This is a genomic window from Pantoea sp. B9002 (assembly GCF_013385945.1).
GTDB lineage: Bacteria > Pseudomonadota > Gammaproteobacteria > Enterobacterales > Enterobacteriaceae > Pantoea.
The window spans coordinates 1-26,890 of sequence record NZ_JACAPA010000018.1 but is presented as its reverse complement, the minus strand read 5'-3'; the positions used below and the strand labels follow the sequence as shown (position 1 = coordinate 26,890).

Genomic DNA, 26,890 nt, shown 5'->3' with positions numbered 1-26,890 from the left:
CAGCATAAGCTGGTGCATGTTAACGGCAAGCCCACCAATGACTTTTTCTTCAACTGCGCACCGTCCTCGTTTGCTGAGATGATTTCCGGGGAGTGCAGGATAGCCTTACGGCGCGTTACTCTGCCGCTGCCTTAGGAAGCGGTGTCTTTTTGAAATAACAACTGATCATAGCGGTTCGCCATGACCGTAAACAGCAAAGCGTGAATAATGCTGCGCTTCTTCAATTTGCTTCCGGGGGTGCGGCCCAGTCAATGTAAGAAACTGGCGCATGCGTTTTCTGCATTTCACCTTCTGCCTGCCTTATGTAATCGACTGTCCGCTATGTGCTGTGAGTTCAACGGGTCGATGCAACGCTATCCTTGATCATTGGCTGATTTAACGCCGTCAATTGAGGAGACACTGAACACCGCATATGTCGTTTTGAACTTTTGACTCTGATTTATCAGCATGACCTTGGCACATGGAATAGTTCCCTCTATTACACTGAAGAGTAATTACTCATCGATGAGGCCATCGGGGATGGATAAGCGTTCTGGCGGTCAACGACGTGCTTTTGATACGGCGATAGAATGGCAGGACCGTAATGATATGGTCAGGCAAGCGTTACACGTCAGCATTCCCTGGTTCACGTTTGTTAACATCAGCTTTGCTTTGATAATTTTGTTTCGCAATGTCCTCATTAGCGGTTTTGACCGTTCAATCAGCAATCAGGCAGAAATACTTCCTCTAATTAATGGCATTGCAGTCAGCATCATTGCTTTATCCTGCTTACTGGCCTTGTTGATCTACCGTCTTCCCGCCAGATTTACTACTGTAAGCCTTGGTTTGCTGCTGATTCTCAGTTTGATGTGGAGCTACTGTAGCTATCATTTCATCGTCTGGTGGCACTTGCCCTTTGCCTGGCCCCTCAGTGTGATTCTTATGCTCACCGCCCTGGCCGCGCTCTATTATCACCCAACGGCTCTTTTGTTCTTCCTCACCCCGTTATGGTTAACCGCTCTGCTGGCAAGCATGCAACTTAATCAGGGCATCAGCGTGCGATTTTTGCTGGTCTGGCTCATCCTCACCATCATTCTGATTTATGGCCGCTATATCCTGCAGCGCTGGTTTGATGAAGCCTGGCGACGTTATCAGGAGAACAGGATGCTCATCGCGCGACTTGATGTCATGGCGCATCAGGATGCACTCACCGGAACAGCAAACCGGCGATCTTTGGAAAACTATATGAAGGACGCTATCCACCAGACTTTGCCGTTTGCACTGATCATGCTCGATGTGGACTATTTCAAACGCTATAACGACCTTTATGGCCATCAGGCCGGAGATGATTGCCTGGCAAAAGTCGCCGATGTGATGAAATCGTCGGTTCGCACGCCCGCCGATCTGGTAGCACGCTACGGAGGGGAGGAGTTTGTGGTGGTGCTGCCAGCGGCCTCACTTGACGAAGCCGCTCTGGTGGCAGAACGTATCCAGGCAAGCCTGCATGCAACGGCGCTGGCGCATCTCGCATCCGAGGTCAGCAAAACGGTAACCGTGAGCATGGGCATCGCGGTTTCCGACCGCATAGATAGCGCCGCCGGCATTATTGCCCACGCTGATGAAGCACTCTACCGGGCAAAGCAGCAGGGACGAAATCGATGGGTAAAGCAAAACCCGGCTTAACCTTCATCGCGGGCATCCTGTTTCGCAGGAGGCGTAAACCAGTTTGACTTTGTCACAATCACTGGCTGATCCGGCTGACTGATGAAGTTAGGCGACATGATCTGCACGCCGAATTCATTGAACACATCCTGTATATGGCCGTGAAGAGTGCTTCTTACCCCGGCCAGCGATTCTCCAGCCTGAAGGCGGACCTGAAGTTCATACGCCACATACCAGTCCTGCAGCGCAAGCTGGCGGACCATAGGGGTAAAGCTGTGGTTAATTCCTTGTGTGCGACTGGCGGCCAGTTCCAGCATCGCTTCGACCTGACGCCAGGGCGTGTCATAACCAATGGTGACGCTGGTCGTCATGTTGACGCCGTCGCCTTTCAACGTGGCGCTCAGGTTTACGATTCTGCCGCTGACGACCACCGCGTTGGGAACCGTCACCTCGTAATTCTCGCGGGTCAGAATTTTCGTTGCCAGCATGCCCACTTCGCTGACGACGCCTTCATGTTCGGCAATCCTGATAACTTCGCCTTTTCGCAGCGCGCGGGAATAGGTCAGCACCAGGCCGCTCATGGCATGGTTCATTACGCCTGCCGAACCCAGCGTCAGCATCAGTCCGAAGAAAACGCTAATTCCTTTGAAGGCGAGTGAATTAGCGCCGGGTAAAAACGGATACGCCGCCGATAAGGCGAATAACCAGATGACAACGCTGATGAGTTTCCGGGTAACGCCAACGGTATCCGGATGCAGGCCCGGCAGATGTAACTGCCCGGTCTCAACGCGTCTTAGCACCAGCCGGAGCAAACGCGTCACCAGCGCCGTGATCAGGAAGATGACGACAACAATCAGCATACCCGGCAGCGCGGAAAGGATTGCCAGCCCGAGACGTTGCAGCAGCCCTACCGCATAACCTCCCAGCTCCATGCCCCAAATCCGCGTCCAGGGAAAGAGCCGCAACACCCAGCTGACCCAGATGTAAAGTGCCACGAGCAAGACCACGGTAAGCACAATGGCATACAGCCGTACCTCAATGGGACCGAGAAAGGCGCGTAGTGCACCCGGAATGAGGCTTTTCCGCTGAGCGCGCCTTGCGGCATATATCCGCTTCAGCCAGGCATAAGAGCGCAGGGCAAACAGCATAAACGCGATCAGCAGTAGCGCTCCCACAAGGCTTTTACCCGCTGAGAGCAATAGATATCGCGATGAGTACTGTTCAGACAATGATTGCCTCAGCGTGTCCAGACGTAGCCTGACGCGCTCCGCGGCCTGCGCCAGCGTCAGGTCATCGCCTTCATCCAGATCGCCCTGCGCCAGTAACATAAAGGGTTTGCCGTTAATGGAAAAAAGTACGGCTGACTGCTGGTAGCGCGTCAATGTGTGCATCTCTACCGATTGAGCGAGGTCATCATCATCAAGCGATCGCAATATCGTTACAATTCGCTGGACCCGCTCCTCTGGCGTGGTCAGGCCAAATTTCGCCTGCAGCATCACTACTGGCTGATTAAGCAGATACAACGTCCGTGCTTTTTCCTGTGCCGAAGGTGCCTGACGCGGCTCCGCGCCCAGTGCGTTTTGGAAAGTGAAGAGCAGCAGGAAACCGCACAGACACATCACCGCTTTAATCATTTTTGCCTCCAGAAGCCGTACATTGCCTGGCGGTAAATCCATCCGTAAGGCAGTCATCAATACGCATTATTGAAATTGCCAGGTATACGAAATCAGAAAGCGTTTGTCGGGATCGTCCAGATAGGTGTTGTTGTCCATAATGAACGTCAGAAGGTTAACTGAACTGTGTTTATCAAATTTGTAACCAGCGCCGATCCCGCCAAAATAGCCCCGGTAATGTTCACCTTCCTCATTTTTTGACCCATAAGAGCCTGCTGCAAAGCCGATCATCGTCAGTTCAGAGCTCAACGGGCGGAGGGTAAAGGCACCCAGATAGCCGCTGCTACCGGAAGTGGTGATGGTGCTGAACCCATATTCGGAGGGAATACCATCAGCGAACTGAGGCGCTTTACAATCTGCTGGATTTCCGGTGCTGCAGCCGGTTATCTCACCGGTGTTGTAGGTATATCCAGCCATGGGGAATATCTGGAAACCGGCTGGCGCGAAGCCAAAATAACTGAGAGGGACAAAGGTTCCGACGGAATAGTTAGTCTGGGTGGCACCATTGGTATATTGGTTTTTACCAAAATTAAAGTTAACGATGCCTACCGGAAACAGCCATGACCCGCCCACACGCCACTCGCTGGCATCACTGTTAACGCGCGCGTTCAGTTTTTTTGCCTGATCCAGCGCGACCGAACCGGAGAAAGAGAGATTACTGTCGTCCATGTCATAGGTATCTGACCATGAAACGCCAACTTTAGTGGTTACCTTTGTTGGATCATCATCAAGTTTGTCGCGATTATCATTAACTCCAGCACTATAAGCCGACTGACTTAAAATAAGCAGCCAGAGAGACCCGCTCCATACAATCCCATTATTTCGTGTCATTGCTACTCTCCGGCCAGCCAGTAAATAGTCAATCCGGGCATTTGACCTGGCTCAGGAAGGTCTGATACCGCTGTTGGTTGTTTTCGGTCAGCGCTTTTACGGCTGACAGCACGGCAGAGTTATCATGGGTGCTATCCAGAAAGTGAGTGCGTAATTGTTCATCGGATACCGTCGTCGGTATCTGACACTTGTGGCGCAGGTCATCGGTAATTTTCTGCTGCCTCAGTGCAAAGGCCAGATTTTCATAGGCCGAGTTAGCCTGGGCGACCATAGGTGACATCAACAGCGTCAAAACGATGGGTATCAGGTATTTCATATTTCCTCCCGGCCTGTTTCGGCCATAATTAGTAACCCGGCTAATCCACTCACTGATTGCCTTGAGTTGCGGCACACTGCGCAGGGTCAAACACCGTTTTCCACTCTTTCTTCATATCGACGATGACCCAACCTTTTTGCGGTGCCAGTTTGAGCCCGCTAATAAGTTTGCCACTGGCGGGCGGATGCGCGTCGTAGGCATATTCACGCGCAGCATCGGTGTGATGAACCAGTAAACCAAAGGATTTGTACGTCGGATTAGCGGAGGTGTATTGCAGCATCGGCACATCGCCGTCGCTGTTACCGAAGGCACCGACCGGACGCCGCCCCATGAACAGGTGGATGGCGACCGGTTTCATCGCTTCGTCATCGTAAAACGCGCCGTTCATGGTTTTACGTAATTGCGTACCGTTGTCAGTCAGAGAGAATTCACTCAGCGAAAAGGAGCCGACCACCTGTTCAGGCGGGATGCCGTACATTTTTTCGGCCAGTACGCGCATAAAATCGATGCCGCCGCCGGACACAATCCAGGTTTTGAAGCCGTTAGCGCGCAGATAATCGAGCAGCTGGCGCATCGGCTGGTAGCCCAGTTGATCATAGCGACAGCCAAAACGTGCATGCCGGTGGCTATCGACCCAGTTACTGACGCGCTGGCTAAATTCTTCCGTCGTCATGCCGCTGTGCGTCAGCGCCATCAGCTGCATCAGCCCCTTTTTGCCAGCCTGCACCACGGTTTTCATATCCTCGTTAATCACTGCCTGCACCAACGCATCGCTTTTCCATTCCGGATGCTGTGGGGCGAGGCGTTTAATTTCATCAATAACGAATTGCAGCTGAAACGTCAGCGGCGCTTCCGGCCACAATGTACCGTCATTATCAAACACCACATAACGTTGATTTACAGGGATGAAGTTTTTGCTATTCGCTGTGGTGGTTTCTTGCACCCACGTCTCAATCGCCTGTTTGGCGTGACCGTCATTCCAGGCACTGAGTGGATCGTCTGCCGCAAAAGCCGAACCAAGATGAGCAGTAATCAGCAATGCCAGCAGGGGTTTTAGTTTCATCATCTTTTCCTTTTGGTCGGAATGAGGTCGGGTAGCGGAACGATCCGCCAATATTCACGCGTGCGCTGGATCAGCCTTTGCAGGCTTTGAGCAAGGGTATGGCGGAAAAAGAAGCTCAGAATCAGCAGCGCCAGCACTATCGTCGATCCCGCTAACAGCGGCTGCCAGTGGATTGGGGGGCGGGCTTTTAACGCCTGTTCACGGCCAGCCTGACGCGCAGCGTTAATGGTGTAATGCGCGCCGGGTAACTCGGCCAGTTGCCACTGATGCTGGCGCGTATCCCACCAACGTAAACGCAGCGGCGGGATCACCAATTCGCCGGACTGAGAAGGCAGATATCGCAGCCGTTCTTCACGCTGGGCGCCGACAATCTCATCTCTGCCTTGCGTCAGGTCGCTGTTGATCGGCGGCAAACGTTGCGCACCGGAGCCGGGGATGGCATAGAGCAGCTGCGGGATTTGCACCGCAATTACATCGGTGGCGCGTAATGTCACTACGCGCTCAATCACGTCACCAACGTGTAACTGCTTATCTTCGGTTGCGCGATAAAGTTGCCATTGCTGCGAGAGCTCAAGACTGCTGGCGGGTAAGAATCGGTCCGGTTGGCGCACATCGGCAGGCCAGTTGACTTGCTTCTGCAAGACCGACAGCGACACCGTTTTTGGCGGCTGATTCGCCGAACGCATCACCACATCTGCGGCAGGAAAACGCAGCGTGCCCTGATCCCACGCCATCACCTGACGCTCCATGCGAATGCCGCTCCAGCTGATGCCGTCGCTATTGCGCGTAACCAGTTGGTTAGGCAGCGGCGTGTTAAGCAGGTTACCGTTCTCAATCACCATTTCCGGCCATTGCGGCGGCGGATTAAACCAGCTGTCCGTCCAGAAGGTCACAGCAATCGTGACCGGCTGGCCTGGCACCAGTTGTTCCGGCGCAACCAGCTCACGCGTCATGGCCATTTCGGCCCGTACCGGCAGGCTAAGCAGCAACAGCAGACACACCAGAAGTCGCTTCATGGCGCCTCCGTCGGGGCTGAGCGGTAGAGATTTTCCAGCAAACCGCCGGGCGAAAGGGTGAGATTGCTGTACCACTGTTCTGCCGAGGGCGCCGCGCCCGCGATAGGCTTCATGTCCAGTTGGTTCACGCCCTGATCGGGTTTGAGATCGTGCTTAATGGCGTCGGGATCTTCATCTTTCTGCTCATGTTGATCGGCTTGCCGGTCACGTTCCTTTTGTCGTAGTTGCATGATGATGTGCGCGATTTTTGCCCGGTTCTCCTGCGCCATCGCCCATTCAGGCCGTAAACTCAGCGCCTGATCGTAGCTATTGAGCGCTTGCTGCCAGGATTTCTGTTGTGCGTAACAATTGCCGATCCACAACAGACTTTCCGGCGTGGCGGGAACCTGGCGAAACGCCCCCAGCGCCTGGACGTAATCCTGTGCGTAATAAAACGCGATGCCGCGTCGCAACGGATCCTGAAAACGCTGGGCGGCGGTATCGTAGTGGCCGTGATTGAAGGCAAATTGTCCCTGCACATCGGGGCGAATCCAGGCGTCCAGTAGCGCTGCTGAACTGCCGGGAGACCAGATAAATAACGGCAGCATCACGACAGCCAGACAGAGCAGTTGTTGCCGCCACAGCAGTAACAGCAGCAATACAGGAATGATCAGCAGATAGCCGCTGTTCTTCCACTGCAGATCCTGTCTGCTGTTCTGCTGCGCCGTCACGCTCTGCTGAATGTTACCGTTGACCGCGCGCAGATCATCATCTTCGGCAGAGACCAGCGTCACCGGAATGCCGCCATCGCGAATTTGCTCGAAGCGCGCGACGTTGAGTCGCGTATCAATGCCCTGCGATGCCTGCGTTTCCGGCAACCTGCCGCCGTTGGCCGTGCCCACCACCCAGATCTGCAGCGGCAGATTTTGCTGCCGTAGCCAGTCTGCGTCCTGCTGTGCGACACTATCAGCAACCAGTATCAGCGCACGTGGAGCGTCAGGTGCTGAAGGCAGATTTTTAAGCGCAAGAGCAATCGCCTGCCGCAGTCCTGCACCCTCGCCCTGCGGTACCAGCGTGGGCTGCTGGGCCGTCAGAAAGAGGTTATAAAAATCAGCGTCATTGGTCAGTGGCGTGGTGAGCCAGGCATTTGCGCTGTAAACCACTAAACCAAAGTGGCTGCCGGGCAGCTGCGCCATCAGCGCGGCAATTTTCTGCTGCATACGCTGATGACGGTCAGGCGGCACATCCTGCGCTAGCATGCTGAGATCCTGCTGCATGATCACCATCACATTGTTTTCTGGCGTGAAGGCGGCAGGCAAGTCGCGTTGCCAGCTCGGGCCGGCTAACGCCAAAACCCCCAAGGCAAACAGCCACGGCAGCACCTGTCGCGCCCGCACACGCTGGCCTTTGATCAACGCATCCGCAAACGGCTTGTCCATCACACGATGCCAGGCACTGCCTGAACGCTGGGCTAAAAGATAGAGCAGCGGACAAAGCAGCAAACCCAGTAATCGCCAGGGATAAATGAAGTGGAAATCGCTCATGCGCGTCGCCTCATCATGGTGCTGCTGATGGCAAACAGCAGTAGCACAAGTAGCGCGAGGGCTAACGGCCAGATAAACAGCGGGCGATGCCAGGATAAACCCAGCGTTTTCACCTGTTCCGGCGTCTGCGCATCAATTTGCTGCCAGACCTGCGCCAGCGCATCGCGGTTGGTGGCGGCGTGCCACGCGTTACCGCCGGTGATATGAGCAATGTTTTCCAGCAGCGCCGTATCGACTTTATCCTCACCGCTGCTGTTAACATCGCCAAAGGCGATGGTGTGCACCATAACGTGATGAGCGGCGGCGAGCTGCGCGGCGAGCGTGGGTTGCAGTTGAGAGGCGGTGTCGTTGCCATCTGTCAGCAGAATCGCCATTTTAGACGCGTCGGCTTCGAGACTGTGATCCAGCAGTTTTACCGCCACGCCCAGCGCATCGCCTATTGCCGTTTGCTGACCAATCATGCCTGGCGCGAGCTGGCTGATGCGCGACTGTAGCGCCTGCTTATCTTCGCTGATCGGCGCGAAAGGCCACGCCTGACTGGCAAAAATAACCAGACCGATACGATCATTTTTGCGCTGGCTGATAAAAGTGCGCACCGTTTGCTGAACCGCCTGTAAGCGCGACTGACCATTCTGACCGTCGTTTTTTTCCATTGAGCCGGAAACATCCAGAATCAGCACTATATTGCGCATGGGTTTTATCAGCGTTTTTGGCGGCATCAGGTATTCCGGCCGGGCAAGTGCAGCAATCATTAATATCCATACCGCCCAGAACAGCAGCCGATGTTGCCAGCTGGCTTGCGGTGCGGGTGCTGAGAGTTGCAGGGCTTCAGCCAGTTCCGGTAAAAAAGGGACCCGAACCTGTTCACTCATGGGCTGCTTTGCAGGAAGCACATAATGAGTCAGCAGCGGTAAAAACAGCAACACGCCCGCCCACGGCCAGGCAAAATCGATGCGCGAAATAAACTCAGACATGAGGCAGCGTCTCCAGCCAGTGGCGCAACTGCTGGGCAATACGCTGATTGATACTGCTTTCCAGCTGATTGTCCGGCTGACAATAGCGACGACACATCAGCGTGCGCAATTCTTCGTCCAGCGGTGTCTGCGCCAGAAGCTGTTCCGGCGATTGCCACTGGCTGACCTGCGCGCGCGGGTGTTGCACCAGCAGCACCCGCTTAATCAGTGCAATCCAGCCATCTACCTGCTGTTGCCCGAGCTGTTTTCTCGCTTCGCGGCGCCAGCGATTGCGGCGAAAGCGGGCTAGCCCTATCAGCAGAGCAATCAACATCGCCAGCAACAGCATCACGCCGAGCACCATCCAGCCTGCCGGTAACGGGAACCATGAGGCGGCGCCAGGCAAAGCGGGATGAGCCAGTTCCGGCGTGCTAAATCCTTTTGCCAGCATGCACGTCCTCCTGTTGTAGCTGAGGCAGAATCGCCTCACCGGTAACCACGTTTTTTACCGTGACGCCCAGGCGCTGTAACCGGCGCTGCTGCTGCGACAGACGCTCGGTAACGCTTTGCTGAACCCGATCGCTGAGCTGTGAGGTGAGATTGAGTGTGGTGCTAACGTCCTGGTAATAAGCCGCCAGCTGGCCGCGCGGCGGCAGGCGGCGATGAAGATCATCCAGCGTGACGTAGGCGGTAATTTCGCAGCGGCGGCGCAGGTGAGCTAACACCGCATCACAGCGCGCATCAAGATCGTGAAAATCACTGATGATCCCCAACCAGCTGCCGGAAGGCAGCAGGCGGACGATACGTTGCAGCGCGTCTGACAGGGGGACGGTTTGGCGAGGGTGTTGCGCATAATGCGCGGGAAGCTGAGCATTGATGCGTTGAACGTCAGTGAGGATCGGCATCAGGTTGCGTTTCGGTGCGCGACAGGGATGCAGGGCCAGTTCATCATCGCCCAGTATCGCGCAGCCCAGCCGATCACCATCATGCCAGCTTCGCCATGCCAGCAATCCGGCAATGTTTCCGGCGGCCACTGATTTCATCTGCAGCCGGGTACCGAAGTACATCTCCAGACGCTGATCCACGAGGAGAAATACCGGGCGTTCCCGTTCCTCATTGTAGAGACGGATCCAGGGCGAGCGAAGGCGGGCAGTGGCTTTCCAGTCAATCAACCTGACGTCATCGCCCGGCTGATAGCGACGCAGGCTGTCGAAATTCAGCCCACGTCCCTGCTGGCGGGATACGCGTTCACCGGTTAACGCGCCGGGTGGGATTTGGCCCGGCGGATTATCGAGTCGCTGAGCATCACCTGCCAGCGCCATCAAATCGGCCATTTCCAGCGTCAACGGCTGCGGCATCATGCCACCACTGCATTAAGAAGCATGGCGATTGCCTGATCGGCGGTGCAGTTGTCTGCGTTGGCCTGATAGCTCAGCAGCAGGCGATGGCGCAGCACGGCCGGTGCGATGCGTTGAATATCCTCCGGCAATACCGCATCACGACCATCCAGCCACGCGCAGGCGCGACCGCAGCGATCAAGGGCCAGCGTGCCGCGCGGGCTGATGCCCAGGCTGATATAACTCGCAAAGGCATCGCTGACCTGATCGGGATGACGCGTCATCTCCACCAGATTGACGATGTACTGTTCTACCGTAGGCGCCACATATACGGAGGCAATTTCACGCCAGCAATCGGCGATGTTCTGTTGGCTGATCAGCAAGTCAGTTTCTGGTGGCGGCGTTTGATGCTGCGCTGCCTGATATTTTGCCTGCTGCTCAGCGCGCACCAGCTGCATCACCAACTGCTCATTCTCTTTCGATGGGTAATCAACAATCACCTTCATCAGAAAACGGTCGAGCTGGGCTTCGGGTAACGGCCAGGTGCCTTCCTGATCGACCGGGTTTTGTGTCGCCAGCACCATGAATATCCCCGGCAGCGGCCAGGTTTTGCCCGCAACGGTCACGTGGCGCTCTTCCATTGCCTCCAGCAGCGCCGACTGCACGCGGGCTGAGGCGCGGTTGATCTCATCGGCGAGGATAATGTTGCCGAACACCGGGCCGGGGCGGAATCGAAATTGATCTTCTTCGCGCGTGGCATTTTGCTGGTAAATTTCACTGCCGGTAATGTCTGAAGGCAGCAGATCAGGCGTGAACTGAATGCGACGGAATTCGCCTTCGATATGGCGCGCCAGCTCGCGCACCGCACGGGTTTTCGCCAGACCCGGCAAGCCTTCCAGCAGCACATGACCGTCACACAGCAAGGCGACGATCAGCATCCGCACCAGCTCCTGCTGTCCAATCACCTGCTGGTTCATACTGGCTTCCAGCGCCAGCAGCTTTTCACGATTATTCATTAGGCCGGTTCCACCGTCTGACGTTTAAGCAGCGTCCCAATGCCAACCAGAATCGGCTGCGCATAGTCAAAAAAGGCCGTGATACCGGGACAGAGATAATTCATGCCCAGTTCGCCTTCTTCGCTCCTGACGATGCGGTTTTTCGGGCATTCGCCATAACAGAGTTTCAAATAGGGGCAGCGTTTGCAGGCCGCGGGCAGCGTATCGCGCTTACCTAAACCAAAGGCTTTTTGCCGTTCGGAAAAGGCCATATGCGCCAGTTTGGTGCTCTGCACATTGCCTAACTTGTATTCGGGATAGACGTAGTGATCGCAGGAGAAGATGTCGCCGTTTTTCTCAATTGCCAGGCCTTTGCCGCAGAACTCGGAGGTAATACATATCTGCGCCGGCATACCCATGGTCTGCGCCACCGCAGTTTCAAACAGGTTGACCTGCACGCGGCCTAAATCGTTGTTCACCCACTCTTCGAACACCGCAATTAAGAAGCGTCCCCAGTCATCCGGATCGACAGACCAGTCGGTGACGATGGAGTCGAGGTCGCCGGGGCGCGCGCGGCGTGAACCGGTTACCGGGATGGTATCGTCGTGCCAGAACTGCGGTGCGGTTTGCTTGAAATCAACCGGCTCAACGCACGGATTGAATTGGATATAGGTGGCACCCAGTTCGCGCGTGAGAAAGCGGTAAACCTCCAGCGGGAAGCGCGCGTTAGTGCGGTTGACGGTGACCAGAGCGTTAAAGGGAACATGATGGCGCTTTAACGCGGCAACGCCCGCCATCACTTTTTCAAACGTGGGTTTACCGCTGCGCGTCACGCGGTAGCGATCGTGCAGTTCGGCCGGGCCATCAATCGAAATGCCGACCAGAAAATTGTGCTGACGCAGAAAGCGCGCCCAGTGGTCATTAATCAGAATGCCGTTGGTCTGCAAATCGTTTTCAATGCGCTGACCCGGTTTCTGATATTTCTTTTGCAGTACCACTATTTTTTCGAAGTACTCCAGCCCCATCAGCGTCGGTTCGCCACCTTGCCAGGAGAACACCACCTGCTCGCCATCCTGACTGTCGATGTATTGCCGGATGAAGGTTTCCAGCACCTCATCGCTCATGCCGCTGTGTCTGTCCTGTTCCAGAAGCTGCTCTTTGTGCAGATAAAAACAGTAGTTGCAGTCAATGTTGCAACGCGATCCCGTAGGTTTCGCCATCACATGAAAACGGCGTGTGTAAGCCGGCCCTTTGCCACTGAACTTTTCCGCCGTAGGGAGAGGTTTAACCGGCAACGTAGTGCTGTATTTCATGAACGCCTCCTGAAAACCGGGTGAAAAATTTCACCCGGTAATGTGGTCAGAGCATCAGTTGGTAGCCGGACTGCCTTCCTCAATAAGTTTCGACACATCAGAGACGGTGAATGAACCCGGTTTCTGACGTGGCGGGAACTCTTTGAAGCTTTGCAGCATTTCAGTGGCATATTTCTGTGCACCGCCCAGCAGGAACAGGCGGTCATAGAACCAGTGGTTGTAATCCATACCATCGGTGCCTTTTTCCAGCGGATCGATTTTCAGATCGAAAATCAATGGCACACGCAGTTTGACGAACGGGTATTTCCACACATCCATGCCTGAACGTTCCTGAATCATGAAGTGTGCTTTCCAGCGACCGTAGCGCATCGCCAGCAGGTCACCGTCATCACTCCAGTAGAAGAACTCTTTACGCGGATCCTCCTGCGTTTTACCGGTAATGAAATCAAGTTGGTTATAACCATCCAGATGCACTTTGTAGGTCATGGCACTGGTTTTGTAGCCCTTGAGTAACTGCTGTTTGATGTCCGGCACGCCCGCTGCCGCCACCAGCGTCGGGAACCAGTCATTACTGCCGATGATGTCGTTAATCAGCGTGCCTGGCTTAATATGACCCGGCCATTTCACCATCGCTGGCACGCGGAAGCCGCCTTCCCAGCCGGTGTTTTTCTCGCCGCGGAACGGCGTGATACCCGCATCGGGCCAGGTGGCCGTCATCGGCCCGTTATCGGTGGTGTAAACAACTATGGTGTTGTCTTCAATGCCGAGGTCTTTAATTTTCTTCAGCACTTCACCAACGATTTTGTCGTGCTCCACCATGCCGTCAGCGTAATCACCCAATCCGGTCACGCCTTTATCGGCCGGTTTAATATGGGTTTTGTTATGCATACGCGTGGTGTTGTACCAAGTGAAGAACGGCTTGTTGGCTTTCACCTGCCGCTCCATAAAGTCGTTGTTAGCCGCCAGCGTCTCTTCATCAACGGTTTCCATACGCTTGGTATTCAGCGGGCCGGTATCCTCAATTTTTCCGTCGGCGCTGGACTTAATGACGCCACGCGGGCCGAACTGCTTCTTATATTCAGGATCTTGCGGGTAATCCGGATTTTCGGGTTCCTCTTCCGCATTCAGATGGTAAAGGTTGCCCATAAACTCATCAAAACCATGCGCGGTAGGTAGAAACTCATTACGGTCGCCAAGATGGTTCTTCCCGAATTGACCCGTCGCATAGCCAAGCTGCTTGAGGATGTTGGCAATGGTGGGATCTTCTTTCTGCAATCCTTGCGGTGCGCCGGGCATGCCAACCTTACTCATCCCGGTACGGAACGGCATCTGCCCGGTAATGAAGGAGGAGCGACCGGCGGTGGAGCTTTGTTCCGCATAGTAAGAAGTAAACTTGGCACCTTCGGCCGCAATGCTGTCAATATTCGGCGTTTGATAGCCCAGCATTCCCTGATTGTATGTACTGACGTTCCAGTACCCGATGTCATCTCCGAATATCACGACAATGTTGGGCTTCTGATTGTTCTGCTCCGGCGCCGTCGTGGTATTGCTGGCCGGGGCTGCATAAGCGCTGGTCGCACAGCAGGCGACGGACAACATCGAGGCGAGCAGCGATTTGCAAAATGGCACTTTTGACATTTCTGTGCTCCAGATAAGTGGACTCTCAAAGGAAAGGCAGTGATTTCGCCCGCCCGGTCAGATCGTGCTTGAACGTGTAATGTGATAAACCTCCTGCGTCTGCCGGATCAGAATGCCCGGCTATAGTTGATGCCAAAGAAGTAGAGTGCAGGGTTGTCATAACGCCCTTTAACCAGCGGCGATGAGACCTGTGAAGAATCAATGTGCGCGTATTCGAAGGCGGCGCCGATGCTGCTGTCAGGGTCGAGTTGGTATCGCGCTCCTACGCCCCAGCGCCAGGTATCGCCGGAGGGCATGGTCAGAGATGTGTCCTGCTGGTTGCGGTAAAAACTGCTGTCAAAGGCAACGCCGGTATTCAGCGTCCAGTCAGAAGTGAGTTTGACTTGCGTGCCCAGCGCGAGGTGCCAGGTATCACGTAGACGCCCGTTGTCGCCCACCTGATTGCCTGCCACGGTGATTTCACTGTTGCTGTAATCGCTCCAGTCCTGCCATCCCGCATCTCCCATAACAGCCCAGCGGTCATTCAACTGATGGAAAAGGCTGAGCATGATCTGCTGAGGGGTATTGACGGAGGCCGCGATGGGCAATATCCAGGAAGGGGAATTATTAAGCTGGTCAAGCCGGACAGTGTTGTTCACGTTGAAGTGATAATTTGTTCGGCTGGTGTAGGTCAATCCGGCACGCGTCTGCGGAGTAAACTGCCACAGCGCACCCATCTTGCCGTTAAGCGCCCAATCATGGTCGGACAGTTCATCGCCACGAGCGCGCTTTATTTTCAGCAGGCCATAGTTAATGCCCACCCCTGCCCCCAGCGAAAAGGCATCGTTAAGTTGCCAGGCCAGCGCGGGCATCAGGGTTACTGCCAGCAGCGTGCTGTCCCTGATCAGGTTTTCACCGGCCCAGTCGCCGAAATGCAGACCGAGACCGTAGTTGCCATAAAAACCTACTCCGGCACTGACCGTTGGGCTAATCCGTTGCGTGTAAAATGCGCTGCCGCCAGGAAACCAGCCAATAACATTGCCGGGGCTGTTGCCGCTAAGTTGAGCATCATCGTCAAGACGATAAGGCGCGTCGCCATACAATGCCTGCGCACCCACCGTGAGCATTTTATCAGGCAACAGAGTCATGCCAGCCGGATTGGTAAAAAGCGTTGAGGCATCCTGCGCACGCGCCGCCTGACCTGCACCGGCCAGACCTATATCATCAGTACCAATTTCATAGAGATAAAGTCCACTTGCGCATGCTGATGAGATATTAAATAAAACGGCCAGAGCAATTATTTTGCGCATGAGACTTTCTCTTAAACAGGTTAAGAACAGGCGGTCACACTCGTCCGATAATCTTTTGATAACTTGCTTACCACTTTAGTTAAGACTGGTAGTGGTAAAACAAGTAAGTCGAAAAATCTCTGGCAGCAAAAAACAGAATCACTTACGAAGGGGAAAATCTCGGGAGAGTATAAAATTTAAACGTAACCCGAGGATTAAACAGTTTTTTATTTACACTTTGATATTTAACTTAGCTAACTTTTAGGTTTCAGCAACATAAATGTAAGGAATTAGGGAGGTTCGTGACAACTCTTTGACTGACTTCAAAGTAATCTACCTTTATCTATTAATTAAGATTGGATTCTTTTATTTAACTGATTTATATTGATTTTTTATGTATTTTGCGTAATTTTTTAGTGTTTTACTTTCGTTAACCCTTCGGTAATCAGTTGCTTGCACCACTCATACTTACCGAGCATTTTTCGGAGTTTCGCTATCAGGAGGGCTTTCTTGAAAAGTGAGGCGGGTTATTTGCTGCATCCCTAAAGACTCAATTAATGTGATGCTGATATCAATTTCAGCATCGACCCGGGAGGGTTAACCAGTCGAGGGGTTATTGAATCTCAGGTAAACATTTATCAATATAAATTTAAAAATATTTTTATTTGCATTTTTTAGCAACTGAGGCTAATCATTTTAATTCGGTTAAAAAACGCCGTCATTTCAAATCATAAGGATGAAATAATGAAAAAGGTTTCGGTTAGCATGATAGCTATCGCCCTGTCTACTCTGGTATGTTCATCTGCTTTTGCTGCAAAAGAGATTTCAAAAGAGGAAGCAAAGCAGTATCAGAAAGTGGGCGAGGTCAGCACGACAAATGAACATTCAGCCCCTTCGGACGCCATGAAAGAAATTTCACAAAAAGCTGACGAGATGGGCGGTAAGTATTTCGTCATAACTTCTGGTACCGAAGGCCATAAAATCCGTGGTACTGCAACCGTTTATAAATAATTTTCAATGCCCTGCACTCCAGGGCATTAAATTAAGAGTGATAAGCATTTTGTAGCTTATCACTCTTACAAAAACTAATGGGCCTAGCCCTTCTCCGCCTGCAACACGGGGAAGCCTTCATTGCGAAAATGATCCACTAAAATTTTCCTGACACCAGCGCGTGACACAATTATGAACGTCATCTACCAGCATTGTTATTTATCCAATAGTGCATCAGAGTCACTGCGCATCCTGAATTGAAGTGGTGAAATACCCCTTGCGTTTTACCAGCACGTTCACCGGTAAGCTCTTATTAAGGCTCGCTACCGCAAACATATTCAGTCGCAGGATTTCAATAACCGGAAATTGATCTGGTCTCAATTTCCGAGAAATAAACTTTCTCACTGCCCAGCATGAACTAATGTTAAGAATTAGTAATTGATATTTTTAGATGTGTAATTACATCAAAATCAGCTGCTTATTCTTCTTTGAGGTCCGTGATGAATAGAGTCTACCGGTTGGTCTGGAGCTGTACCGCCTATTGCTTTATCCCTGTTTCTGAAAACGCCTCTGCGAATGGGAAAAAATCCTCCTCAGCAACCTCGTTGTTACTTACCGCGCTTATAACGGGAGGAGTGGGCTTTGCACAAGGGACTTATGCCGTTGATGTAGACTGGAGTGTGTCGAGTCATCCTTCCTATCTATTTCCGGAAGATCAGGGCATCAATTATGACAGCGTAATTAACACCGGCTTTGCCTTCACACTGGATAGCCAGATCGCGTCTAATCATTATGCCCCAGGCACTGTACTAAATATTCTCGGCCCCATCCCGCAGATTGGGACTGGTAGCACGGGTAACAGCACCTCAGTGGCAGTTCTTCAGGCACTGCCTGGTTCGACTGGCAGCGATCCCAATCGTATCACGGTCATTACGGCCACTGACTCAGCCGGCAATATAACCACTATCACCGCCGATAACATCGATCAATTCACCTATTCACCCAATCCGGCGAATCCTCAACAGAACCAGGAGCTTAATGTTGTAATTCCTGGGCTTGAAGGCAGTAATCAGGTTATCAGCACGTATGACTCCACCACCTTTGTCTCATCAGGTGACACGCCAGTTAGTGCACTTTTACTTCCTGTCTACGATCCGGACTCTCTGCGCATCTTTAATGGCTTTGGCATCGCCTCAGTCAGTGCGGAGGGCGGTACCGCCAATATTAATATTGGTGCAGATACGTTGGGCAGCACAGCCATTGCAGCCCCAACCAACACGCTGGATCTGCTGGCAAAGAATTCAGTTCTGGCAAAGGCAGACGGCATCAGCACAGCAACCAGCGCGGTAAACTGGCAGTCAGATAACGCTATCCATTTCCGTCCCGCCCCCGTCATTTCCAGCAATACCCAAACGGTTACCGCCCAAAGTGCGCAATACAATTACACCATCACCATTCCTAACTACACCCAGATAGGCGAGCGTGTGGTGCAAGTGGGGTCGAGAACGTTTGATATCACTTCGTCAGCCGATATTGCTGACGTTAATGATTACCTGACGGGCCAGGGTGATTATGCCGGTAAACCGCAAATCCAGTACTGGCTGACGGCGGGAGCGACGGTTAATGGCGAAACCATCGATTCCGCGGTGGAAGCGCAGAATACCTATAACGCCATTATTACAGGCTTGCTGGCTAAGGAAGACCAGACCACCATCAACCTGACTTATCACGTTTGGGATGACAAAGGCACGCATAACAACAATGCCACCTTGCCCGTTGGCGATCTTAACGTGATTTATGCGACCGGATCGAATGCCAGCGGCACTGTAACCTCAACGGGCAGCCTTGCGGTCGATGGCGCTTCAGCCGTTATGCGGGCAGATCAAGGGGCGGTCATTACCAACAACGGGGCAATCAATGCCTGGCGCAGCAGCAACAGCAGTCCGGCGACCGTGGGTATGCTCGCGACAAATGCTACCGCCATCAACAACGGCACCTTGAATGCTGGCTTGTTTATTGAGAAGAATGGGATTAATCAGGATGTTAACAACGCGGGCAGTGTAGCGGTGTCCGGACTGGGAGCCAGCACCTTAACCAATAACGGCCATATTAATGTCGCGCTGACCGACTCCACAACGGCAAATGCCGTTGGTATTCGCGCCTCAGGGACGACCTCTGCAACCAACACCGCAGGCGGCACGATCACCGTTACCGGCAATGCTAATAATGTCGGGGGTCGTGCAACAGGATATGGCGTCTATGCCGATCAGGCCGCGACGTTCACCAACAGCGGTGCTATTTTCCTGGGCGTTGAACCCATCCTTACCAGCGGGGCAACACCTGTAGACGTTGACATGACTGGCGGCGGAAGCCTGTCCGCCGGTATCTACAGTAAAAGCACTGGAGATATGGTTAATAATGGATTGATCCGCATTGGAGAGAATACCCGAAATGCGGCAGGTATTTTCTCTGACGCCGGGACAGGAGATGTGACCAACAACGGAAATATTGAGGTTTTAGGTAAATTAACCAATGATGCCGCGGCCTCAAACTATGGCCTGTATATCGCTGATAACCTCGGTGCGGTGGTTAACGATGGGGATATTCTGGTTGATGGTGATAACAATATTGCCATCTACGTGCAGGCCCGCACGGCTAATGCGGCCGTCACCTCAACGCTAAACAGCGAAATTACCGTCGGCACCGCCGGCGATACTGGCGGAACGGACAATAATCCTTACACCTACCGCAACTATGCGGTTTATGCCGAAGGCCTTAACACCCACCAGGCAGTAGTCAATCTCTCCTCCACCATCAAGTTGCTCGCGGCCGGGGCGATTGGTGTGCATGCGCGTGGCAACGCGATTATTAATGTGAGCAATCAGTCAAGCCTTTCGCTTGAGAACAGCCAGCAGATTGGTTATTACGCCTATGGCAATGCGGCCAAAATCAACGTGGCCAATGCCTCTATTAATGATAACGGGCAGACAGGATCCGTGTTGTTTGCCGTGGATAATGGGGCCACCTTCAGCGGTGACAATGGCAGCGGCACGCCCTATCAGCTCACGCTGACCGGTATTGGCTCAACAGGGGTATTTGCCAACGGTTTTGATGACAAAAACAACAACGACGCCAGTGACGATGTGCTGACCACGCTGAATACGGGACCGGCGATTATTAACGTGAATGGTGAAGATGCTGTTGGCGTAAAAGTCACTGGAGGCGCAAAAGGAACCATCAACGACGGCGGCATCGTCCTTAATCACGACGATACAACGGCGGTGTTAATTGATGGGCGCAATTACAATATAGATGGCAGCAAAGGGACTGAGCAGTTCGCCACCAACGTCACCTCTAACGCGGCAACGACCAGCGGTGTGGGACAAAGTGGCATCGTGGGTTATGACGTATCACACCTCGGTAATCTGCTGTTGCAAGGCACTTCAGGGATCCAGTTGAACGGCAGTAACAGCAAAGGGATCTGGCTGCATGATGACGGCAGCGCCACGGTTGATGCGCCAGTCCAGGTACTTGGCACCGGGAATAATATTGGTGTGGATATCCAGAATGCGGGCGTGCTGACCAACAACAGTACGATTAGCGTCGGCGGTGGCGCGGGAAATGTGGGTATTCGCGTACAGGGCGCTGGCGCGATTGTGCAGAAACTGGGAGCGGTAACAGCAAATGGCGGGCTTGCTGCCGTACAGTTACTGGGCTCCGGGGCAGCGCTGACCATAAATGGAACCGGCAATACGATTACCGCTTCTGGCGGTGCTGATGGCGTGTTGATGGACACCGGTTCGTCGTCATTTACTGCCAGCAACAGCATCATCGGGATAAGCGGGTCAGGCGCAGGAATTAATAACAAATCCAATACCGGCAATATCAACCTCAACAGTGTCACCATCAATGCGGCTGATGGTCCGGCGATCCGCACGGCGGTAACGTTCAATGCTGAGGGGACTAACAACATCCTCAACGTCAGCGGCAGCGGTCAGGGCTTCGCTTTTGAAAATGACGATGGTTCGGCCACTACCGGCAACCTGACGATCGGTACCGGATATACGATCAATGGCACAGGCGCCGGCAGTACCGGCATTCTCGGCAACACCGCCGGGAGTGTGATATCAGGCGCCAATATCACCATGGGCGGCAGCGCAGGTGCAGCAATTGATGCCACTAACGCCAGTAGCCTCACCAACAATGGCAGCATTGTCACCAGTTCCAATGCTGGCAGCACTATTCTTGCCGCCAATACCTCGCAGTTCGTCAATACCGGCAGCATCACAGCCAGCGGAACCACTAACAGCAACAGCATGATTGTGCTTAACGGCTCGGCAGCGGACCGGACGATCACTAACAGTGGCAGCCTTACGAATGCCAGCACCAACCTGAATGCGATGGTGATTGATGCCTCAGGCAGTGCGAACAATACCGTCAACAACAGCGGAACATTGCTGGCGGCGACCAACACGTTACTGGCGATTCTGACCGGTAGCGGCAACGACGCCGTCTCTCTTACCGGTGGCAACACTCGCGGTGAAATAAACTTCGGTAGCGGCAACGATCAGTTCACCTGGACCAGCGGCCTGCTGGCGGGTGGCGTGACTTTCAGCGGCGCTGATGGCAATGACAGCGCGACGATTGGCGATGTTTCACTGGCGAATACAGCTCATCTTCTCAGTGAGGGTGGCACAGGTAGCACGCTGACGTTTGATGGCACCCATCAGGGTAATAATCCGGCACTAGTGGGATCCTTTGCAGCGGATAACCAGGCCAAAGGCACTAACATTGGCAGCGGTTGGAGCACCATGACGCTGAACGGGGCTGCTACGGACGTGCGTCTGGTGGATGATCTGACGCTTTCCGGCTCGTCACAAATCAATGTCGAGGGAGGATCAACGTTACGCAGTGGTGACAGTTTAGCCAGCGCCAGCGAAGCAACCCTGCACAACTACAATATCTTTACTGATGGTGCGGACAGTCTGGTGTCGTTTGATGGCGTCAATGAACAATATTATAGCGGCGTCATTACCGGTAACGGCGGCATGGAGAGAATAGGATCCGGTACAACCACTTTGTTGGCCGATAATACCTATACCGGCAATACGTTGATTGGCAGCGGTTCTGAACTCTCTCTCGGCAATGGTGGCACTGCGGGTAGCCTTTCTGAAGTGACTAACATCACCGATAACGGCGTATTAACCGTCAACCGCTCTGATGACGTCACGCTAAACGGCATTATTTCTGGCAGCGGCGCATTTCATCAAATTGGCTCTGGTATGACCCGCCTGGGCGGTAACAATAGCTACGCTGCTGAGACGTTAATTTCCCAGGGCACGTTGTTGGTCAACGGTGATCAAAGTGCCGCCACTGGGCTGACTACAGTGGGTGATGGCACGACGCTGGGCGGTAACGGCACGTTGGGTGGCGCTGTTGTGTTTGGCAACAATACCGTACTGATGCCAGGCGATAACAGCAGAGGCACACTGACCATTAATGGCGATTTGACGCTGAATGCCAACACTAACAGCCAGTTTGAACTTGGTCAGGCCTACACCGCAGGCGGAGCCCTGAATGACTTTGTTAATGTGAAAGGGACGATGATCCTTGATGGCGTCCTTAACGTCACCCTCTCACCAGGCGGCAGTTTCTTACCCGGCGTCTATCGGTTGTTCAGTTATGCAGGATCCACCATTAATAATACGGCGGCTAATCGGGGGCTGGATATTGGCACGTTACCCGCCAATGACGGCGGTACCACAAGCATTCAGACCAACATTGCTAATCAGGTTAACCTGATCCTGAACTATCTTAATCCGGCCTCTGCACTGCAGTTCTGGGATGGCGGCAATACCACTCACCACGGAGATGGCACCAGCGGCAACAGCGCTGTAGATGGAGGCAATGGTATCTGGCGAGCCAATATCGCCGGCGTAACGAATGACTGGACGACTGCAGATGGCGTGGGAAATGCGCCCTGGTCTCAGACCGCTTTTGCTATCTTCCAGGGAACCCCCGGTTTGGTGGAAGTCAGTAACGTAAACGGCAGGGTAATCAACTCAGGGATGCAGTTCACCAGTGATGGCTATGTGGTGAATCAACTCAACGCAGACTCACCGCTTTATTACATCAGCACCGTCACAGACTCTTTCCCACAGGCCGTTCCTTCTCCAACCAACACCTACAGTGCTGAAGGGGAATCAGTTGCCGATACCTACTACATCGTTCGCGTTGGTGACGGCGGCGCAGGCAGTGACGTCACCACAACCCTTAACACTGATCTGCTGCAGGATCCGCTGGATGATAATCGCATCCGACTACTGAAAACGGATCCGGGCAGGCTGATTCTCAACGGGGATAACGATTTCTCTGCCGGGATTGAAGTCTGGCAGGGAACATTACAGGCCTCCCGCGATGCCAGTCTGGGCCTCAGCGATACTTCTCTGACGCTGAAGAACGGTGCAGCCTTGCAAGCCGGCGCAGATTTCACAACCAACCGGTTAATCTTTCTTGATGCTATTGGTGGCGGAACGCTGGATATGTATGGCCACACGTTCACCCCCGCCGGAGTGATTGGCGGTAACGGCGCTTTGAACATTGTGGACACCTCTGCCAGCACAGACAGTGGCGTGCTTGAGTTAAATCAACAGAACAGCTATCTGGGTGATACCACGATTGTCGGAAAAAATGGTAACGGACAGCTCACCGTGAACGTAAATACGACCGGCACGTTCGGTACCGCTGACAGCAATATCGCTCTCACCGACCTCGCTCAGTTGAATCTAACGAACGCCGCGCAGGCTGAAAATCATGCTTTTAGCGTGGATAACGCAACGCTGCAATTCAATGACACCAGCTCGGCTGCACAAAGCAGGGTTAACCTGACAAATGCCGGACAGCTCAACTTCTTCGATCAAAGCTCTGGCGGCACCTCGCAGATTGCTGTCGATGCCACTTCCGGTCTGGCATTTGCCGATGCGGCTAATGCCGGGGCTGCTGTTGTGACTAATCTTGGCGAAGTGACCTTTGCCGGAAATGCTCAGGCAGAGAATGCCCGCGTTGATAATCAGACGAACGCGCGGGTAGACATCAGCGCAGCGACTCAACCCACGGCCATCGGCTCACTTTCAGGTGCCGGGCGTGTCGTATTGGGGGCTGGAACACTGACCGAAGGTAATCTGGGCCGAAACGATCTCATTTCTGGTGTGATCAGCGGCAGTGGCGGCAATCTGGTGAAAACCGGCAGCGGCACACTGACGCTGACAGGTGATAACAGCTGGACAGGTAGCACCCGTGTTCAGCAGGGTACGTTGTTAATTAACGGCAATCAATCCGCTGCAACAGGCGTAATCACTGTTAATAACCTGGCGACGCTAGGAGGAGAAGGCACTTCAGGCGGCAACGTCACGGTAGCGGATGGCGGGCATCTTGCTGCTGGGCGCGATCTGAGCAGCGTGGGTGTGTTGACGCTAGGCGGGTTGACGTTAAATGAAAACGCTCAGCTCGACTTCCAGTTTGGTCAGGCTTATTTGCCTGGCGGCACGCTCAATGATCTGATTAACGTCAACGGCGATCTGAACCTGAATGGCAAACTGAATATCACGCAAACCGCAGGCGGGCAGTTCGATGTTGGCCTGTACCGTGTATTCAATTACAGCGGCACCTTAACCGACAATCAGCTGGATATTGGCGCTGCACCTGAAGCAGCCGCTGACTTATACGTGCAGACCTCCATTGCGGGTCAGGTCAACCTTGTTAATCATGCTGGCACGCTGATGCGATTCTGGGATGGTTTCGGTGGAACGAACAGTGCGGACAAAAATAACGGGGTGATCGACGGCGGAAACGGTGTCTGGCAAAACAGTACAGGTAACGATAACTGGACAACCGATCAGACATCGCCAGACGGGCGCTTCAACACGCCATTTAGCGATACCTCTTTTGCTGTCTTTGGTGGCCAGGCTGGCACAGTAATTGTGAATAACAGTCTGGGCGTGGTCGCCATCAGTGGCGCACAGTTTGCTACAGATGGTTATGTTTTGAATGATGGCGTGATTACAACCAATACTGCCGATACCCTACTGCGAGTAGGAGATGGCACCACTCAGGGCGCAGGCTATACCGCCACGATCAACTCCGTGCTGGCGGGATCGGGTGGCATCAGGAAAACAGACCTGGGTACGCTTGTGCTCAACGGCAACAACACCTATTCAGGTGGCACCTCGGTCAGTGCGGGTGTGCTTCAGGTTGCGCAGGATGCCAGCATGGGGGCGGCAGAAACGGCATTAACGTTGGGCGGCGGGACTTTACGCTATGGTGCAGCCTTCAATACACCCCGCGAAGTTAAGCTCGCTGACGGTGGAGGCACCGTCGATACCAACGGTTTTGACGTCCTTTTACTGAACAGCGTGACGGGTTCCGGAGACCTGACGAAAACCGGATCTGGCGCGCTGGCGTTGACGCAGGATAGCAGCTTCCAGGGGACGACATTCATTAACGCTGGAACGCTACAACTGGGTAATGGCAGCACGGGAGGTAACGTCAGGGGTAACATTCAAAACCAGGCTATCCTGTCATTCAACCGGCCTGATGAGGTTACCGTGATAGGCGATATCTCTGGCAGCGGTCAGGTCTGGCAGCGCGGGAGCGGTATTACCACCTTAAACGGCAACAACAGCTGGAGCGGCATTACGCTGGTAGAAAATGGTACGCTGCGGGCGGGCAGCGCTGAGCGCTTCAGTTCAGCGTCAGACTACGTTGTCAGCCAGAATGCCACACTGGATAGCGGCGGTTTCAATCAACGTGTTGGCAACCTGGTTAACCAGGGCACGGTAAACCTTCAGGGTGGCGATGTGGGGTCAACGCTTACCGTTAATGGCGATTACGTTGGGATGAACGGCACCCTGAAAATCGCCGCTCAACAGCACAGCCCTGGCGTTGCTGACCGGCTGGTGATTTCCGGCGGCTCGGCATCCGGCCTGACTTTGCTGAATATTGATGTCAGCCAGTTAGGTGAACCCACGGAAGGTGACGGGATAAGGGTGGTAGAAGCACAAAATGGCGCCACGACGACGGCGCAAACCACCAGAGATGCGTTCACTATCGGCGCAGATAAATTGCTGGCAGGTGCATACCAGTATCAACTTTTTGCCGGAAACGCGGCTGGTGCTGGGGAGGACTGGTTCCTGCGTGCGGGTTATCGTCCTGATGTTCCAGGTTTCGACAGTCTGGGCTCAATCATCCGCCAGGCAGACCTGGCCGTGTTAGGCACCCTGCACCAACGCGTCGGCGATGAGCAACCCTGGCAGGCTGCGGTGCCGGAAGATCAGGAAGGACGCTTCTGGGCGCGCTATATCTACAAAACCGTCAATCAGAAGATGAATGATGCAACGGGTACCCTCAGTGATTCCAACTACAACGGAATGCAGATGGGCCGAGACTTCTGGCAGAACGATCAATGGCGTATGGGGATGTATGCCACCTTCCTCGACACGGATAGTGCGGTGTCGGGTAATACTGGCATGGGTGGCGGCTCAGCCTATAATTCGACGTTCTCAACCTATCTGGGCGGTTATGCTACCTGGACTGATAACAACGGATTTTACGTGGATAACGTACTGCAATATGGCCATCACGAAGTCGATTTGAAAAACAACGTCGATCGGATTTCATACCACCCGGACGGCAATTCGTTTGTTGCCTCGGTGGAAGTGGGTAAACCGTGGAAAATGGGTGACAGCCGCTGGGCGATTGAGCCTCAGGGCCAGCTTATTTATCAGTACAGTGATTTCCAGGATGTCACGCTGGAAGGGGCCGCGAAAACCAACGTAAACGTGAAAGCTGACGCAGCGGTTATTGGCCGTATTGGTGCCAGATTAATTGCGGATTACGACACTGATTATGGCAAAGTTAAACCTTATGTCCGCGTAAACCTCTGGCAGGAAATATCGGACGGTCAGGATACAGTGACCTATCGCAACACCAGTAACAATGCCGGCAAAACCAGTCTGAGCGCCGATCAGCGTTATAGCGCAACGGAAGCTGCAGTGGGCACGACCTGGGTGGTCAGCAATGAAGTACAGGCTTACACCGAAGTAGGCAAAGTCTGGGACAACGGCGGAGACAGTAAAATGTCGGCGAATATCTCAGCATCAGTCGGGCTCAAAATGCGCTTCTGATATCTTAATAATTAATTGATATGTAAACGCATAGCTTATATTCAGCGAAAATGCGTATAAAAATTAAAAAGATGCTGCTTTTTTAAAGATAATTAGCTACGTCTTTGCCTTATGAGTTCAACGGGTCAGTGTGTAGTGGCACACTGAATTTG

General features: G+C 53.5%; 16 protein-coding genes. 3 read left to right on the top strand and 13 right to left on the bottom strand.

The window, feature by feature from the left end:
* Positions 1 to 588: 588 nt before the first annotated feature.
* Positions 589 to 1,662, top strand: coding sequence for a GGDEF domain-containing protein (locus tag HX773_RS11675; protein ID WP_176971628.1), 1,074 nt, complete (start codon positions 589 to 591; stop codon positions 1,660 to 1,662).
* On the opposite strand, the gene HX773_RS11670 is transcribed toward HX773_RS11675, so the two are convergent.
* From HX773_RS11670 to HX773_RS11610, 13 genes are all read right to left on the bottom strand, one after another.
* Positions 1,659 to 3,275 (bottom strand): mechanosensitive ion channel family protein, encoded by a 1,617-nt coding sequence (locus HX773_RS11670; protein WP_176971619.1) that lies wholly within the window; start codon positions 3,273 to 3,275, stop codon positions 1,659 to 1,661. The two genes, HX773_RS11675 and HX773_RS11670, sit on opposite strands and share 4 nt — an antisense overlap.
* A 66-nt stretch (positions 3,276 to 3,341) precedes the next feature.
* Entirely contained in the window at positions 3,342 to 4,145 is an 804-nt protein-coding gene (locus HX773_RS11665; protein WP_176971618.1) for a hypothetical protein, read from the bottom strand.
* Positions 4,146 to 4,173: 28 nt separating this feature from the next.
* The gene (locus HX773_RS11660) at positions 4,174 to 4,461 is read right to left on the bottom strand and encodes a YicS family protein (protein WP_176971617.1); all 288 of its coding nucleotides are present in this window, start codon (positions 4,459 to 4,461) and stop codon (positions 4,174 to 4,176) included.
* A 49-nt stretch (positions 4,462 to 4,510) separates the two neighbouring features.
* Entirely contained in the window at positions 4,511 to 5,524 is a 1,014-nt protein-coding gene (locus tag HX773_RS11655; RefSeq protein ID WP_176971616.1) for an HAD family phosphatase, read from the bottom strand.
* Entirely contained in the window at positions 5,524 to 6,540 is a 1,017-nt protein-coding gene (locus HX773_RS11650; RefSeq protein ID WP_176971615.1) for a BatD family protein, read from the bottom strand. The genes HX773_RS11655 and HX773_RS11650 overlap by 1 nt, the downstream gene beginning before the upstream one ends.
* Positions 6,537 to 8,063 carry a VWA domain-containing protein gene (locus HX773_RS11645; RefSeq protein WP_176971614.1) on the bottom strand — a complete coding sequence of 509 codons (1,527 nt, stop codon included), beginning with the start codon at positions 8,061 to 8,063 and terminating at the stop codon, positions 6,537 to 6,539. Before HX773_RS11645 ends, HX773_RS11650 begins: the two co-directional genes overlap by 4 nt.
* Complete coding sequence (locus tag HX773_RS11640) at positions 8,060 to 9,037, bottom strand: VWA domain-containing protein (RefSeq protein ID WP_176971613.1); 978 nt, start codon at positions 9,035 to 9,037, stop codon at positions 8,060 to 8,062. The genes HX773_RS11645 and HX773_RS11640 overlap by 4 nt, the downstream gene beginning before the upstream one ends.
* Complete coding sequence (locus HX773_RS11635; protein ID WP_176971612.1) at positions 9,030 to 9,467, bottom strand: DUF4381 family protein; 438 nt, start codon at positions 9,465 to 9,467, stop codon at positions 9,030 to 9,032. Before HX773_RS11635 ends, HX773_RS11640 begins: the two co-directional genes overlap by 8 nt.
* A complete protein-coding gene (locus tag HX773_RS11630) occupies positions 9,448 to 10,374 on the bottom strand; it encodes a DUF58 domain-containing protein (protein ID WP_176971611.1) in 927 nt (308 codons plus the stop codon). The genes HX773_RS11635 and HX773_RS11630 overlap by 20 nt, the downstream gene beginning before the upstream one ends.
* Positions 10,374 to 11,369 carry a MoxR family ATPase gene (locus HX773_RS11625; protein WP_176971610.1) on the bottom strand — a complete coding sequence of 332 codons (996 nt, stop codon included), beginning with the start codon at positions 11,367 to 11,369 and terminating at the stop codon, positions 10,374 to 10,376. Before HX773_RS11625 ends, HX773_RS11630 begins: the two co-directional genes overlap by 1 nt.
* On the bottom strand, positions 11,369 to 12,661 hold the full coding sequence (locus HX773_RS11620; RefSeq protein WP_176971609.1) for an anaerobic sulfatase maturase: 1,293 nt from the start codon (positions 12,659 to 12,661) through the stop codon (positions 11,369 to 11,371). The genes HX773_RS11625 and HX773_RS11620 overlap by 1 nt, the downstream gene beginning before the upstream one ends.
* A 54-nt stretch (positions 12,662 to 12,715) precedes the next feature.
* On the bottom strand, positions 12,716 to 14,299 hold the full coding sequence (locus tag HX773_RS11615; RefSeq protein WP_176971608.1) for an arylsulfatase: 1,584 nt from the start codon (positions 14,297 to 14,299) through the stop codon (positions 12,716 to 12,718).
* 107 nt (positions 14,300 to 14,406) lie between these two features.
* Complete coding sequence (locus HX773_RS11610) at positions 14,407 to 15,588, bottom strand: OmpP1/FadL family transporter (protein ID WP_176971607.1); 1,182 nt, start codon at positions 15,586 to 15,588, stop codon at positions 14,407 to 14,409.
* A gap of 723 nt (positions 15,589 to 16,311) precedes the next feature.
* Between HX773_RS11610 and HX773_RS11605 the strand changes: the two genes are divergently transcribed.
* Positions 16,312 to 16,578 (top strand): YdgH/BhsA/McbA-like domain containing protein, encoded by a 267-nt coding sequence (locus HX773_RS11605; protein ID WP_176971606.1) that lies wholly within the window; start codon positions 16,312 to 16,314, stop codon positions 16,576 to 16,578.
* A 479-nt stretch (positions 16,579 to 17,057) separates the two neighbouring features.
* Positions 17,058 to 26,738, top strand: a complete 9,681-nt coding sequence (locus HX773_RS11600; protein ID WP_176971605.1) for an autotransporter-associated beta strand repeat-containing protein — start codon at positions 17,058 to 17,060, stop codon at positions 26,736 to 26,738.
* The last annotated feature ends 152 nt before the right edge of the window (positions 26,739 to 26,890 follow it).

Excerpts from the sequence above, each read along its gene's own strand:
- HX773_RS11640 (WP_176971613.1), bottom strand. The coding sequence starts at position 9,037 with ATGTCTGAGTTTATTTCGCGCATCGATTTTGCCTGGCCGTGGGCGGGC.
- HX773_RS11675 (WP_176971628.1), top strand. The coding sequence starts at position 589 with ATGGTCAGGCAAGCGTTACACGTCAGCATTCCCTGGTTCACGTTTGTT.
- HX773_RS11600 (WP_176971605.1), top strand. The coding sequence starts at position 17,058 with ATGAATAGAGTCTACCGGTTGGTCTGGAGCTGTACCGCCTATTGCTTT.
- HX773_RS11665 (WP_176971618.1), bottom strand. The coding sequence starts at position 4,145 with ATGACACGAAATAATGGGATTGTATGGAGCGGGTCTCTCTGGCTGCTT.
- HX773_RS11605 (WP_176971606.1), top strand. The coding sequence starts at position 16,312 with ATGAAAAAGGTTTCGGTTAGCATGATAGCTATCGCCCTGTCTACTCTG.
- HX773_RS11635 (WP_176971612.1), bottom strand. The coding sequence starts at position 9,467 with ATGCTGGCAAAAGGATTTAGCACGCCGGAACTGGCTCATCCCGCTTTG.
- HX773_RS11670 (WP_176971619.1), bottom strand. The coding sequence starts at position 3,275 with ATGATTAAAGCGGTGATGTGTCTGTGCGGTTTCCTGCTGCTCTTCACT.
- HX773_RS11655 (WP_176971616.1), bottom strand. The coding sequence starts at position 5,524 with ATGAAACTAAAACCCCTGCTGGCATTGCTGATTACTGCTCATCTTGGT.
- HX773_RS11625 (WP_176971610.1), bottom strand. The coding sequence starts at position 11,369 with ATGAATAATCGTGAAAAGCTGCTGGCGCTGGAAGCCAGTATGAACCAG.
- HX773_RS11630 (WP_176971611.1), bottom strand. The coding sequence starts at position 10,374 with ATGCCGCAGCCGTTGACGCTGGAAATGGCCGATTTGATGGCGCTGGCA.
- HX773_RS11610 (WP_176971607.1), bottom strand. The coding sequence starts at position 15,588 with ATGCGCAAAATAATTGCTCTGGCCGTTTTATTTAATATCTCATCAGCA.
- HX773_RS11650 (WP_176971615.1), bottom strand. The coding sequence starts at position 6,540 with ATGAAGCGACTTCTGGTGTGTCTGCTGTTGCTGCTTAGCCTGCCGGTA.
- HX773_RS11660 (WP_176971617.1), bottom strand. The coding sequence starts at position 4,461 with ATGAAATACCTGATACCCATCGTTTTGACGCTGTTGATGTCACCTATG.
- HX773_RS11620 (WP_176971609.1), bottom strand. The coding sequence starts at position 12,661 with ATGAAATACAGCACTACGTTGCCGGTTAAACCTCTCCCTACGGCGGAA.
- HX773_RS11645 (WP_176971614.1), bottom strand. The coding sequence starts at position 8,063 with ATGAGCGATTTCCACTTCATTTATCCCTGGCGATTACTGGGTTTGCTG.
- HX773_RS11615 (WP_176971608.1), bottom strand. The coding sequence starts at position 14,299 with ATGTCAAAAGTGCCATTTTGCAAATCGCTGCTCGCCTCGATGTTGTCC.